The sequence below is a fragment of the Pseudomonas fitomaticsae genome, assembly GCF_021018765.1.
Lineage (GTDB): Bacteria > Pseudomonadota > Gammaproteobacteria > Pseudomonadales > Pseudomonadaceae > Aquipseudomonas > Aquipseudomonas fitomaticsae.
In genome coordinates this window covers 2,756,389-2,769,130 of sequence record NZ_CP075567.1, presented here as the reverse complement: position 1 = coordinate 2,769,130, position 12,742 = coordinate 2,756,389, and the positions used below count along the sequence as shown (strand labels likewise).

The window sequence follows — 12,742 nt, the reverse complement described above, 5'->3', positions numbered from 1 at the left end:
ATCAGGGCAGCAGCAAGCACCCCGCACTCACCGCCAACAGCAACGCCATCACCCGGTTGAACAAGCGCATTCCCGCCGGATTGCCGAGATAGCCACGCAAAAACGTCCCGGCATACACCCAGCACCCGACCGACAGATAACAGATCACCAGATACACCGCCGCGAACTGCCACACCAGCCGCGCTTCGCCATCGGCGACAAACGCACCCATCCCCGCCACACAGGCCAGCCAGGCCTTGGGATTGAGCCACTGCATCACCGCGCCGTAAAGCATTGACGGCGCCCTGCCCGATTCTCCCGCATTCAACTGGCCGTCATCGGTAGCCAGTTTCCAGGCCATGAACAGCAGAAACGCCACCCCGGCCAGTTGCACCACGCGGGTCAGCGACGGCCACAGTTTCAGCACTTCGTGAAGACCCAGGCCCATCAACACCAGCAACAACACAAACCCCAGCGTCGCCCCGGCCACGTGCCGCTGACTGGCGCGAAAGCCGAACTGCGCCCCCGAACTCAACGCCACGATATTCACCGGCCCCGGGGTAATGGACGCGGCCAGGGCAAACGCCGCCATCGACACAATCAGACTCATCGCACACCTGCTTCAGATCGAGGAACAAGGCGCTCACAGTAGCCAACGCACAGCACGCGGTATTGAAGGAAATTACCCCCGCGCGCGCAGACCCACTACGCTCTGGCTATGCGACCACTTTTGACCAGGAAGTCTGCCCTCGATGATTCTGATTCTGTTGCCCAGCGCCGATTACGACCCCACCGAAAGCAGCGTGCCCTGGCAGGCCCTTTGCGACGCAGAAATCGAAGTGCGCTTTGCCACCCCGCAAGGCTTGCCCGCCCACGCCGATCCACGGTTGGTGGATATCGGTTTCGGCCTGTTGAGTTTGATGCTGATGACGCGAAAGGCCGATCTGGACAGTTACACGCGGATGATCGAGTCCGAAGCGTTCAAAAATCCGCTCGCGTATGCCGATGTCGACACGAACCGATTTGACGGTCTGCTGATTCCCGGCGGTCATGCCAAAGGGATGCGCACCTTGCTGGAATCCAAGCAGGCCCAGCAGATCGCCCTGCAATTCTTCAAGGCCGAAAAACCCGTGGCGGCGGTGTGTCATGGTGTGTTGTTGCTGGCCCGTACGCTCGATCCCGACACCGGGCGTTCGGTGCTGTTCGGGCGCAAGGTGACGGCGTTGCTCGCGGCAACCATGGAGATGCCGGCGTGGCTGATGACAGCTGCGTGGCTGGGGCGCTACTACCGCACCTACAAGCAGACCGTCGAAGCGGAGGTGAAAACCGCGCTGGCCCGCAAATCCGACTTCAAACGCGGATCGCTGATCGCCAAACGCGATTGTGCGAATAAAATTCAAACGGGATTTGTGGTGCGCGATGGCCAACTGCTGACAGCGCGCTGGCCCGGCGATTGCCATCGATTCGCCGCAGAATGGGTAGCCATGTTGCAGGCCACCCAACACTGATCCGTTGTTTCAGTCCTGCCGAGGCACGGTGAAACGGAACTCGCTGCCCTGCCCCGGCTCGCTCTCGGCAACGATCTGCCCGCCATGGGCCTCGATGATGCCTTGCGTGATGTACAGGCCCAGCCCGGTGCCGTTCGGGTTGCCTTCCTTCACCGTCCAGTAACGGTCGAATACATACGGCAAGTGATCCTTGGGGATGCCTTCGCCGCTGTCGCGCACCGTGAAGACGATGTCGTCACCGACCGATTTGGCATACACATCGACCGTGCCCAGGCGCGGGGTGAATTTGATCGCGTTGCCGACCAGATTCGACAGCACCTGGAACAGCCGCTCGGGGTCGGCATGGATGCTCAGATCCGGATCGGCCTCGAACGAGATGCTGATGTCCTTGTCCAGCGCCAGCGGCGCCAGCAGCGACTGCGCCTCTTCGAACATCTGCGCGACATCGAGTTTCTGCGGCGCGATGGTGTAGCGCCCGGCATCGATTTTCGAAGTGTCGAGCAAGTCTTCCAGCAGCGTGTTCATGCGCCCGGCGGCTTGTTGCATGGTGTCGATGGCGGTTGAGATGCGCCGCGAAGTGTGCGGCCCGTCTGAGCTGAAGGCCTTCTGCATCATGCCGCACAGCATCGAGATCACAGTCATCGGGTTGCGCAGATCGTGGGATACCACCGCCACCAGCTCATCGCGGGCGCGCACCGCTTCCTGCTCGCGGCGTACCTGACGGGCCAGGTCGTTTTCCAGCGCCGAGCGACGCAGGTCGTTGGCAGCAAACAGATCACCGTGGCTCCACTTGGTGGAGATCCCGGCCATCTCGACCTTCCAGATTTCGAACGAAGTACGCGGCCGCAGGCGCAGGCCGGCGTCGGAGTTTTCCAGGTCCAGCGGTTTGCGCGGATCACCACTCCAGTTGATGTTCTCTTTGACTTCGGGGCGGAACCACAGCACGCCGTTGTCCACCGGTTTGGGCAGGCTCATGGCGAGTACGCCGCTGGCGACCTGCTGATACTGCGCGGCCGGCGGATAGACGCTGGCCAGGTGATGACTGGCAAACACCGGCTCGCCGCGCTCCTGCAACCACTTGTGCAGAGCGCGAATGTCTTCCGGCTCCGGACAGTTGCCGTAACGGTGCAATTGCTTGTCTTCGATAATCGCGATGCCGCCGGCATTGGCCAGCGCCATCAGGACCTGCGGCTGGTTGGCCAGGCCATCGAAGACGTTCTGTGGCGAGTCGATCATCGCCTGATTGAGCAGTGCCAGCGCCTCGACCTTTTCCTCCCGTTGACGGCTGACCTCCAGCGCTTCCATCGCACTGATCTGCAACGACAGCACCTGGCCGATGGTCTGGCACGCCGTGCGCAATTCGTGCGGCACGTGCAGCGGCTGACGGTTGCCGCAACTGATCAGGCCCCAGAGCCGGTCGCCCTTGAGCAGGGAAATGCTCATCGAGGACAGCACGCCCATGTTCTTCATGTACTGGCAGTGGATCGGCGACACGCTGCGCAGCGTCGCAAAGCTCAGGTCCAGCGGGGTCTGGGTGTCCGGGCGCAACTTGGGCACCAGCGGCACCGGTTGGTAGTCGGCATTGGGGATGATCCGCAGCCAGTTGGTGCGATACAGCTCGCGGGCCTGCTCGGGGATGTCCGAGGCCGGGAAAAACAGACCGTTGAAGACTTCCATCGACGGGTCGGACGCTTCAGCGATGACCTGACCGTGGCCCTCCTCTTCGAAGCGATAGATCAGCACCCGGTCGTAACCGGTCATGGCCTGGATTTCCTTGACGCTGATGTCGTACAGCGCTTGCAGGCTCTGGGCCTTTTGCAGGCGCGCGAGCATCCGTCCCAGGTGGGTTTCGGTGCCGGCGACGTTGCGCGGCTGGAAGTTCTCGACGTGGATTTCCAGCTCCAGAATCAGTACATCCTGATGCCGGTGCAGCAAGCCTTCGAACGCCGTGCCGTTGAGGCGAAAGTGCAGCGGCGGCGCATCGGACAGGGTCGGCTGCTGCAAGGCCTCGCGAACCTGCGCGGCATGGGCATCGCCGATCAGGCTTTGCAGCGGCTGGCCGATCAGCTCTTGTGCCGGGCGCGCGAGCAAGGTCTCGACGTTGGCACTGATCTGGATGATCGAAAGGTCAGGCTCGCTCAGGGTCAGCAGCAGACCGTGGGGCTGGATCGCGCCGGGAAAGCGGATCGGCTCGTCGGCGCAGTTGGCCAGCAACTCTTCAAAGGCTTCTTTGTCTTGCGGGGTCATACCAGAACCTCCTGGCTTTCGAGCCAGCGCTCGAAACAGCTGAATGTAGTGTGGGCGGCTGCCACGACGGCTTCACGCTCGTCGGCGTCCATCGGGCGACTGCCCAGGTACTCGATGAAATCGCGCCAGCGCCGGCCGGTGGCAACGCCGTAGATGTCCAGAAACGCCGCGCCGTTGTCCGCGCCCAGACTCAGCCGCGTGGCGATTTCCCGGCGCAGGATCTGTCCGCCGAGGGTGGAGCCTTCCAGCACGTACAGTACGCCCAGGCAGGCGGCGGCGGAGTCGATGGAGGGCAACTGGCGGCAGAGCGAAAACTCTCCGCCGTTTGCGCCCAGCGCTCGCAGGTCGCGTTGCAGGGTCGGCGCCTTGAGGCGTGAAGCCAGATCGAAATCGGCCGGGATCTCGCCGCTGTCCTGCAATGCACTTTCCAGTGGCTGATAGAAGCCGTAATAGGCGCGCATCAGTCGCTCGAAAGCTTGCAGATCAAGGGTGTCGGAGAAAAAAGGAAGGCGTTTTTCCAGTGCAATGTGCAGTTCGGCCGTGCCGGCGCGCAGGTCCTGCAACACCGGTGGTACATGAACCTCGCGGGCCTTTGCTTGCATGTAGGTCGCTCGTACAGTGGGCCGCCTGCGGCCATGGGGGAATGGAAAAGCATTGCGCGAAAGCTTACACGGCAATTGTCCTTTCTGACCCGACAGATGGTTTTTTCTGGCGGATTCATCACCCTGTGACGTTTTCAGAGTTGACGGCGCGGAAGAAAGTTCGAACGGATTCATGGCCAGCTATCTCTGTACCGCGACTCCGCAGCCTGACTGTACGGTTCCGGCCTGCCGCCAGCGTGATAAAAATAGCCGTCCCGCCACCGGAGCCCGCACCATGGATCTCGCCACCCTCTCCCTGTTTCTGCCCGCCTGCTTTGCCTTGAACATGGCGCCGGGGCCGAACAACCTGCTGTCGGTCAGCAACGCCACCCGCTACGGCTATCGCCGCGCCTGCGTGGCCGGGATCGGGCGACTGCTGGCGTTCGCCGGGATGATCGCCCTCGCGGCGGCGGGGCTGGCGGTGGTGCTGCAAACGTCCGAGTTGCTGTTCTATGGGATCAAGATTGTCGGCGCGGGGTATCTGTTGTATCTCGCGTGGCAGTTGTGGCGGGCCAATCCTGCCGCCGAAGACGCCGTTGCGGCGCCAGCGAGCGGGCTTCTGGCCCTGGCACGTCAGGAGTTTTTGGTGGCGGCGGGCAATCCCAAGGCAATCCTGATCTTCACCGCCTTCCTGCCGCAATTCGTCGACCCGACCCGCGCCATCACCCCGCAGTTCATGCTGCTGGGCGTGCTGTTCCTGCTGCTGGAATGGATCGCCATCAGCGCCTACGCCTACATGGGCCTGCACATGCGCCGCTGGTTCGCCGAGCCGCGCGGCAAACGGATTTTCAACCGTTGCTGCGCGGGGCTGCTCTCGGCGGCGGCTTCGGTGTTGCTGATGGCCAAGCGGGCCTAAGCTTCGGACGGGCCTTTGAGTTCGACCTGATTGCCATCCGGATCGAAGCAGTACAGCGACAGGCCGTAGCCCTCGGCGCCGAAACGGGTGGCGGCTTTTTCGACGCTCAGGCCGCAGGCTTGCAGATGGCTGACCAGCGCCGCTTCATCGAACGGCTCGATGCGCAGGCAGAAGTGATCGACATTGCGCCGTTCGCTGCCGGCAGCGGCGCCGCCCTTGCGGCCGATTTCGCCTTCGAGGTCGACCAGATCGATCATCGACGTGCCGGCGCGCAGGTGCACCAGACCGAACTTTTCGTTGCGCTTGACCACTTCGGCACCGAAGACCCGGTCGTAGAAATCAATGCTGCGTTGCAGATCGGCGACGCGCAGCACGATGTGATCGATGTGTTGAATCGTGAACGGTGGCATACCTTCATTTCCCGAGTTGTAGCGACCCGATCACTGTAGTGCAGCGGCCCGAAAATTCATTGTCGATTTTTCGGTGGAGCCATCGAATAACTGGTTTTATCCTCGGCCCATGAACATACAGACCGCTGTCCTGCCCCCTCACGCCGAAATGGTTCGCGCCATGCTCGCAAGCGACACTGCCTATGAAGGCGTGTTCTTCACGGCCGTGAAAACCACCGGGATCTTTTGCCGCCCGACCTGCACGGCGCGCAAGCCGAAACCGGAAAACGTCGAGTTCTTCGCCCACGCTGACGACTGCCTGTCCGCCGGTTATCGCGCCTGCTTGCGCTGCAAACCGCTGGACGCCGCGGCCATCGCACCGGACTGGGTGCAGCGGCTGCTCAACGCCGTCGACGCCGATCCTGAGCTGCGCTGGAGCGATGCGCAGTTGCTCGCCGAAGGCATCGAACCGCTGAAGTTGCGGCGCTGGTTCAAACAGCATTTCGGCATGACCTTTCACGCGTGGCTGCGCACCCGCCGACTTGGCATGGCGTTGGGCGGGATCAAGCAAGGCACCTCCATCGACCACGCGGCGTTCGACTCTGGCTATGAATCCCTCAGCGGTTTTCGCGATGCGTTTCAGAAGTCCTTCCACATCACCCCGGGACGCGCGACCGCCAGCGAACCCCTACTGTTCACCCGCCTGACCACGCCGCTGGGGCCGATGATCGCCATGGCCGAGTGTCGCGGGCTGGTGCTGCTGGAGTTTCTTGATCGCCCGGCGCTGACTCGCGAAGTCGAAGAATTGCAAAACCGCTACGGCTACGTGGTTGCACCGGGGCACAACGCGCATTTGCAGCAGATCGAAAATGAGCTGGCGCTGTATTTCGCCGGCAAGCTGAGCGAATTCAGCGTGCCGCTGCACCTGCCCGGCAGCGAGTTTGCCCGCCAGGTCTGGAGCGAGCTGCGGCAAATCCCCTACGGCCACACCAGCACTTACGGCAGCATCGCGGCGCGGCTAGGTAAACCCGGCGCCAGTCGCGCGGTAGGGCTGGCCAACGGGCACAATCGCTTGTCGATCGTGGTGCCGTGCCATCGGGTGATCGGTGCGGACGGCTCGCTGACCGGCTATGGTGGTGGGCAACCGCGCAAGGCGTTTCTGCTCAGGCTGGAAAACGCTGCCGTGCAGCTGACGCAACAGCTGGCTTTCTGAACAACCGACAAGAAGGGATCTCGATGAACGCGCTCGACACTCAGTTTCACCAGTTGCATCACGATGACCTGCTGATCCTGACCAACGTCGCCGACGCCACAGGTGCGCGGCTGGTCGAGCAACTGGGTGGCAAAGCCGTCGCCACCAGCAGCGCCGCTGTCGCCTGGGCCCACGGTTACCCGGACGGCAACACCCTGCCGCTGGAGCGTTTGATCAGCACCGTGGAATCGATTGCCCGGGTCATCCAGGTGCCGTTGAGCGTGGACATCGAGGCCGGTTATTCCGATGACCTCGGCCGGGTCGCTGAAGTGATTGATGCCGTGATCGCAGCGGGTGCGGTCGGGATCAATATCGAAGACGGCAGCGGCACGCCGGAACTGCTGGTGCGCAAAATCGAAGTCGCGCGTCAGGTGGCCGAGAAGCGCAATGTGAAGCTGTTCATCAACGCCCGTACCGACGTTTACCTCAAAGGGCTGGTGCCGGCCGAGGATCGTGTCGCCGAAACCCTGCACCGCGCGGCGCTGTATCAGGCGGCTGGGGCCAATGGTTTGTTCGCTGCCGGGGTGACGTCGGCCTACGAAATCGAAGCGATCTGCAAGGGGACGACGTTGCCGGTCAACGTCCTGGGCTTCGCTTGCCTGCCCTCACCCGAAGAGTTGGTAGCTCTCGGCGTGCGCCGCTTGAGCGCCGGTTCCGGGATCGCCGAGTTCATGTATGGAGCCATGGGCTCGCTGGTGAAAAGCTTCCTCGCCAGCGGCAAGCTCGACACCCACGATCTCAAGGCCTTCACCTATGGCGAAGTCAACGGTCTGCTGAAGTAAGCCATGCCCGCCCCCTATCAACCGGCCAGTGAATTTCTGGCCAGCCTCGACGCCGACTGGCAGCGCCACATTGCTGCGGTCGGCCCTTGCCTGCATCAGCCGCACCCGGCGCGCGATCCCTATGAGTCGCTGGTGCGGGCGATTGCCTATCAGCAACTGCACGCCAAGGCGGGCGATGCGATTGTCGGGCGGCTGGTGGGGTTGTTTCCCGGGCAGACGTTTCCGCGTCCGGAGCAGATTCTGGCGACGGATTTCGATCAATTGCGCGGTTGTGGGTTTTCGGCGGGCAAGATTGCGACGATTCAGGGGATTGCTCAGGCGACTCTGGACGGTGTGGTGCCGGATTACTCGACCGCGCTGGCGATGGAGGATGAGGCGCTGATCGAGCGCTTGGTCAGCCTGCGCGGGGTTGGGCGCTGGACTGTAGAGATGTTGCTGATCTACAGCCTGGAGCGGCCGGATATTTTGCCGGCGGATGACTTTGGGGTGCGCGAGGGGTTTCGGCGGTTGAAGGGGCTGGAGGTGCAACCGACGCGCAAGCAGATGATTGACATCGGATTGGCGTGGAGCCCGTTTCGCACCGTGGCGGCATGGTATTTGTGGCGGGTAGCCAAGCCGTAGAACGCGTTATCGCTCATCGCGAGCAGCACACTCACCCCATCTCTTCTAGGCTGAACCGCATCGACAAAAACATCGGAGGCCACTCATGCACCTCGAAGGCTCCTGCCACTGCGGCGCGGTTTCATTCACCCTCGACAGCGCCCACCCCTACCCTTATCAGCGCTGCTACTGCTCGATCTGCCGCAAGACCCAGGGCGGTGGCGGCTTTGCGATCAACCTCGGCGGCGACGCGGCCAGCCTCAAGGTGCACGGGCGCAAACACATCACGATCTACCACGCGAAAATGAAAGACGAAGGCGATGCCCGCGCCCACAGCAGCACCGCCGAGCGACACTTCTGCTCGCTGTGCGGCAGCGGTCTGTGGCTGTTCAGCCCGGAGTGGCCGGAGCTGATCCACCCGTTCGCCTCGGCCATCGACACGCCGTTGCCGGTGCCACCGGAACACACCCACCTGATGCTTGGCTCCAAGGCTTCGTGGGTCGAAGTGCAGGCGAATGCCAAGGATCAGCAATTCGAGGTCTACCCCGAAGAATCCATCGCGCAATGGCACGAACGGCTGGGATTGACCCGATAGCCGCCTTCACAGTCTTTGACAGTTTCCCGACAAAGCTGCCAAAGATTGCCGGCCGCCACCTCACTAGCATGGGCGCATCCAACCTCCCCCTCGGGTGCCTCATGCCGGTTTCGCTACGCACATTTTCGCTGTCCCTGACCTCCCTCTGCCTGCTGCTGCCGGGCGATTCGCTGCGCGCCGAAGACTGGCACGCCACCCTGCGCGCCGGTGCGGCCAGTGCGCCGCGTTACAGCGGCAGTGATGAACGGGTGGTGGCGCCGTTGGTGGGGGTCGAAATCGTCTGCCCCTATGGTGTGTTTCTCGACAGCAGCCGAGGCCTCGGCTGGGGCTTCGACGAAGAGGACTTCGGCCTCAGCGTCTACGTCGGCGCCAGCGACGTGCGCAAGGATCGCAAGACCGGATTCAAAGGCTCGGACGAGCTCAACGGCATGGGCTCGATCAAGTCGCGCCCGGTGATCGGGCTCGACGGCACGTATCACATGGGCCCGATCATTCTCGGTGCGAGTTTCGAGCATGCGCTGGAGAAGGACGACGATGACCATGACACCGGCTCATCGTGGAACCGCCTCAAGCTGAGCATCAGCGCGCCGTTCTACGAAGGGCGTTACGGCAAGGTTACCGGCGGCCTCAACAGCCAGTTCGGCGACAGCAATTACATGCGCACCTGGTACGGTGTCAGCGATGCACAGGCCTCGCGCAGCCAGTTCCGGGCGTACAAGGCCCGGGCCGGGTTGGTCAGTCGCGGCGCAGACCTGACCTGGTCGTTGCCGCTGGATGAACAATGGAGCGTGTCGACCGTTCTGGCGGTGCAGTACCTGAGCCAAGAAGCGGCCGACAGCCCGATTGTCGAGCGTCGGTTGCAGACCTCACTCGCCGGGCAAGTGGTCTACACCTTTTGATCGCGCTCAGAACAGCTCGCTGAATGGGATGAAACGCAGCGGATCGCCCCTCAGCAAGGTGCTGTTCTCAGGGATTTCCACCAGCCCGTCGGCCCAGGTCGCGCCGAGCAGAACTCCGGAACTCTGGTTCGGGTACAGCGCCGCCTGCCCGCCCTCCAGACGCACCCGCAGGTATTCGCGACGGCTGCCGGGTTTCGGCCAGTCGAAGCCGGCGTTGACCGTGAAGCTCAGCGGCATCACCTCTTCCACGCCTTGAATACGCAGCAGGTACGGGCGCGCCAGCAGGCCGAAGGTCACCAGCGCCGAGGTCGGATTGCCCGGCAGGCCGATCACCGGCACCGTGCCGAAATGGCCGACCGTCAACGGTTTGCCGGGTTTGATCGCGAGTTTCCACAGCAGCGGTTTGCCGTTGTCGCGCAGCACATGGCCGAGGCAATCGGCATCACCGGCAGACACACCGCCGGTAGTCAGAATCAGGTCGGCCGCCACTTGCAGTTGCTCGAGTTTGAGCCGGGTCTGCGCCGGGCGATCGGGAAGAATCCCGGCGTCGATCACCTCGCAACCCAGTTCGCGCAACCAGTGGTCGAGCAAGGTGCGGTTGCTGTTGTAGATGCTGCCGGGGCGCAGCGGTTGCCCTGGTTCCACCAGCTCATCACCGGTCGACAGCAATGCCACGCGCGGACGACGTACCACCGGCAAATGGGTCATGCCCTGCCCTGCGGCGACAGCCAGTTCGAACGGGCCGAGGCGTTTGCCGGCGCGCAGCAAGGTGTCGCCGACGCGGTTCTCCTGGCCCTGGGCGCGGATGTTCTGGCCGACCTTCAGCGGTTGCAGGAAACGGACGCGGCCGTCCTCCAGCACTTCGACGTTTTCCTGCATTTCCACGCAATTGGCGCCGTTGGGCAACGGCGCGCCGGTGAAGATTCGTGCGCAGGTACCGGGCAGCAACGTATCCGGCGCCAGCCCGGCGTAGACCCGCTGCGACACGCTCAACGGCTGGCGAAGCAGGTCGGCGAGGTTCAAGGCGTAGCCGTCCATGGCGCTGTTCGGCCACGGCGGCAGATCGAGGGTGGCGACCAGATCGCTGGCCAGCACGCGTCCGCGCGCTTCATTGAGCGGCACCGATTCGCTGTCAGGCAGACGTTGTTCATCGGCCATCGCCAGCAGTTGGTCGAGGGCGTCCTCGACCGGCATCAACCCCGGCTTGCTCATCCGCGCGGCCCGCAGGCCTGCACCGGCTTGAGGTGCGGGACGAAGTTGCACGGGCGGTGACGGTTATCCAGTTGTTCGGCGAGGATACCTTCCCACGCCGTGCGGCAGGCGCCGGTGGAACCCGGCAGGCAGCACACCAGCGTGCCGTTGGACAGGCCGGCCAGCGCACGGCTTTGCACGGTCGAGGTGCCGATGTCGAGAATCGAGATGGCGCGGAACAGCTCGCCGAAACCGTCGATCTGCTTGTCCAGCAGGCAGGCCACGGCTTCCGGGGTGCTGTCGCGGCCAGTGAAACCGGTGCCGCCGGTGATCAGCACCACTTGAATGTTCTCGTCGGCGATCCACTGCGCGACCTGGGCGCGGATCTTGTACAGGTCGTCCTTGAGCAGATTGCGTTCGCTCAAGGTGTGGCCGGCCTCAAGCAAGCGGCTGACCAGCAACTGGCCGGAGGTGTCGCTGGCGTAATCGCGGGTATCGCTGACCGTCAGCACGGCAATATTCAGGGGAACGAACAAGGCATCCGATTTAACACTCATGGCACTCTCCGGCCGTCGTCAATTCAATGGATGACGAGCCTAAGTGCCGCTTGCGAGGACTGTCTAATCACTCTGGCCAACCACACTATCGACCTGCTCTATCGGTGATTTTTTTCAGCCCCTCGAGCGCTGTCCGGCTCAATGAAACCGGGGGTCATCGAAATCCTCGATAGGCTCTTAGACACTGCCGATTGGACGAAAAAAGCCCTCGGTGGGATCGTCGCTTGCAGCGCTTTCCGTGCGCCGTACGCATCTGCGTCAATACTCAATCAAAATTCCTTATCGAGCAGGTGCCGTCGTGGACATCAAACAACTCAAGTTCCTGATCGCGCTGGACGAAACCCGCCACTTCGGCCAGGCCGCCGCGCGCTGCCACATCACCCAGCCGACCCTGTCGATGCGCCTGCGCAATCTGGAAGACGAGCTGGATCTGGTGCTGGTCAATCGCGGCCAGCGCTTCGAAGGTTTCACCCAGGCCGGCGAGCGCGTACTGGCCTGGGCCCGCACACTGCTGGCGGCCCACGACGGGTTGTTCGCCGAAGCCGCAGCCTGCCGCGGGCAACTGGTCGGTAGCCTGCGGCTGGGGCTGGTGCCGCTGAGCAACTTCAATCCGGTCAATTACATTCAGGGTTTGTCCGGGACTTACCCGGAGCTGAAATACAGCCTGTCGTCGCTGAGTTCGGACGAGATCATCGAGGGCCTGGGCAACAATCAGCTGGACCTGGGCGTGTGTTATCTGGACCACGTCAACCCGAACTATTTCGAGTTTTTCGAGATCGGCGAAACCCGCGTCGGCCTGCTCTACGACACCCGCCACTTCCATTTCGAAGGCCCGGAAATGAGCTGGGAGGACGCCGCCGAACTGCCGCTGGGGATGATCACCACCGGCATGCACTACCGCAAATCCATCGACCTGAGTTTCCGCAGTCGCGGGCTCAATCCACAGCCGATCATGGAAAGCGACTCGACCTATCAACTGCTGCAAGCGATTCACCAGGGTTTCTGCTGCTCGATCATGCCGCTGGACAGCGGGCTGGAGGAGCCGATCGAGCACTTGGCTTTCATCAATTTGCCGGATGCCAGCGTGCTCGCGCCGCTGGGGCTGGTGATGCGCAAGACCGAACCGCGCTCGGCGATTGCCGAGAAGTGTTTTGCCGAGGCGCGCAAGATGTTCGGGATCGAGGCGCCTGCCGATTAACGCCTTCAGTGATCGACCAAGCCAATCACTGCATCGAAACAAGCGATT

At 62.8% G+C, this 12,742-nt stretch carries 14 protein-coding genes; 8 read left to right on the top strand and 6 right to left on the bottom strand.

The window, feature by feature from the left end:
• Nucleotide 1: 1 nt before the first annotated feature.
• The gene (locus KJY40_RS12660) at nt 2-589 is read right to left on the bottom strand and encodes a LysE family translocator (RefSeq protein ID WP_230737208.1); all 588 of its coding nucleotides are present in this window, start codon (nt 587-589) and stop codon (nt 2-4) included.
• Nucleotides 590-731: 142 nt separating this feature from the next.
• Here KJY40_RS12660 and KJY40_RS12655 point away from each other — a divergent pair, with 142 nt between their 5' ends.
• The gene (locus KJY40_RS12655; RefSeq protein ID WP_230737206.1) at nt 732-1,487 is read left to right on the top strand and encodes a type 1 glutamine amidotransferase domain-containing protein; all 756 of its coding nucleotides are present in this window, start codon (nt 732-734) and stop codon (nt 1,485-1,487) included.
• 9 nt (nt 1,488-1,496) lie between these two features.
• Here the strand turns inward: KJY40_RS12655 and KJY40_RS12650 are convergent, their stop codons facing one another.
• A complete protein-coding gene (locus KJY40_RS12650) occupies nt 1,497-3,734 on the bottom strand; it encodes an ATP-binding protein (protein WP_230737204.1) in 2,238 nt (745 codons plus the stop codon).
• On the bottom strand, nt 3,731-4,336 hold the full coding sequence (locus KJY40_RS12645; protein ID WP_230737202.1) for a biliverdin-producing heme oxygenase: 606 nt from the start codon (nt 4,334-4,336) through the stop codon (nt 3,731-3,733). Before KJY40_RS12645 ends, KJY40_RS12650 begins: the two co-directional genes overlap by 4 nt.
• Before the next feature lie 274 nt (nt 4,337-4,610).
• Here KJY40_RS12645 and KJY40_RS12640 point away from each other — a divergent pair, with 274 nt between their 5' ends.
• Nucleotides 4,611-5,231, top strand: coding sequence for a LysE family translocator (locus KJY40_RS12640; protein ID WP_230737200.1), 621 nt, complete (start codon nt 4,611-4,613; stop codon nt 5,229-5,231).
• Here KJY40_RS12640 and KJY40_RS12635 read toward each other — a convergent pair.
• The gene (locus KJY40_RS12635; protein WP_230737198.1) at nt 5,228-5,641 is read right to left on the bottom strand and encodes a VOC family protein; all 414 of its coding nucleotides are present in this window, start codon (nt 5,639-5,641) and stop codon (nt 5,228-5,230) included. The genes KJY40_RS12640 and KJY40_RS12635 overlap by 4 nt on opposite strands.
• A 109-nt stretch (nt 5,642-5,750) precedes the next feature.
• On the opposite strand from KJY40_RS12635, the gene KJY40_RS12630 reads away from it, so the two are divergent.
• The 5 genes from KJY40_RS12630 (at nt 5,751) to KJY40_RS12610 (ending at nt 9,748) form a co-directional block, all read left to right on the top strand.
• On the top strand, nt 5,751-6,833 hold the full coding sequence (locus KJY40_RS12630; RefSeq protein ID WP_230737196.1) for a bifunctional transcriptional activator/DNA repair enzyme AdaA: 1,083 nt from the start codon (nt 5,751-5,753) through the stop codon (nt 6,831-6,833).
• 23 nt (nt 6,834-6,856) lie between these two features.
• On the top strand, nt 6,857-7,654 hold the full coding sequence (locus KJY40_RS12625; RefSeq protein ID WP_230737194.1) for an isocitrate lyase/PEP mutase family protein: 798 nt from the start codon (nt 6,857-6,859) through the stop codon (nt 7,652-7,654).
• A 3-nt stretch (nt 7,655-7,657) separates the two neighbouring features.
• Nucleotides 7,658-8,275 (top strand): DNA-3-methyladenine glycosylase family protein, encoded by a 618-nt coding sequence (locus tag KJY40_RS12620; protein WP_230737192.1) that lies wholly within the window; start codon nt 7,658-7,660, stop codon nt 8,273-8,275.
• Between the two features lie 85 nt (nt 8,276-8,360).
• Entirely contained in the window at nt 8,361-8,849 is a 489-nt protein-coding gene (locus KJY40_RS12615; RefSeq protein WP_230737190.1) for a GFA family protein, read from the top strand.
• A gap of 101 nt (nt 8,850-8,950) precedes the next feature.
• Complete coding sequence (locus KJY40_RS12610) at nt 8,951-9,748, top strand: MipA/OmpV family protein (protein WP_230737189.1); 798 nt, start codon at nt 8,951-8,953, stop codon at nt 9,746-9,748.
• 6 nt (nt 9,749-9,754) lie between these two features.
• Here KJY40_RS12610 and KJY40_RS12605 read toward each other — a convergent pair whose 3' ends face one another.
• Both KJY40_RS12605 and moaB read right to left on the bottom strand, forming a co-directional pair.
• Entirely contained in the window at nt 9,755-10,960 is a 1,206-nt protein-coding gene (locus tag KJY40_RS12605; RefSeq protein ID WP_230737680.1) for a molybdopterin molybdotransferase MoeA, read from the bottom strand.
• Nucleotides 10,957-11,496: a molybdenum cofactor biosynthesis protein B gene (gene moaB, locus KJY40_RS12600; protein WP_230737188.1), complete on the bottom strand. Its 540-nt coding sequence runs from the start codon at nt 11,494-11,496 to the stop codon at nt 10,957-10,959. Before moaB ends, KJY40_RS12605 begins: the two co-directional genes overlap by 4 nt.
• 298 nt (nt 11,497-11,794) lie before the next feature.
• Here moaB and KJY40_RS12595 point away from each other — a divergent pair, with 298 nt between their 5' ends.
• Nucleotides 11,795-12,694 carry a LysR family transcriptional regulator gene (locus KJY40_RS12595; RefSeq protein ID WP_230737187.1) on the top strand — a complete coding sequence of 300 codons (900 nt, stop codon included), beginning with the start codon at nt 11,795-11,797 and terminating at the stop codon, nt 12,692-12,694.
• Nucleotides 12,695-12,742: the final 48 nt, after the last annotated feature.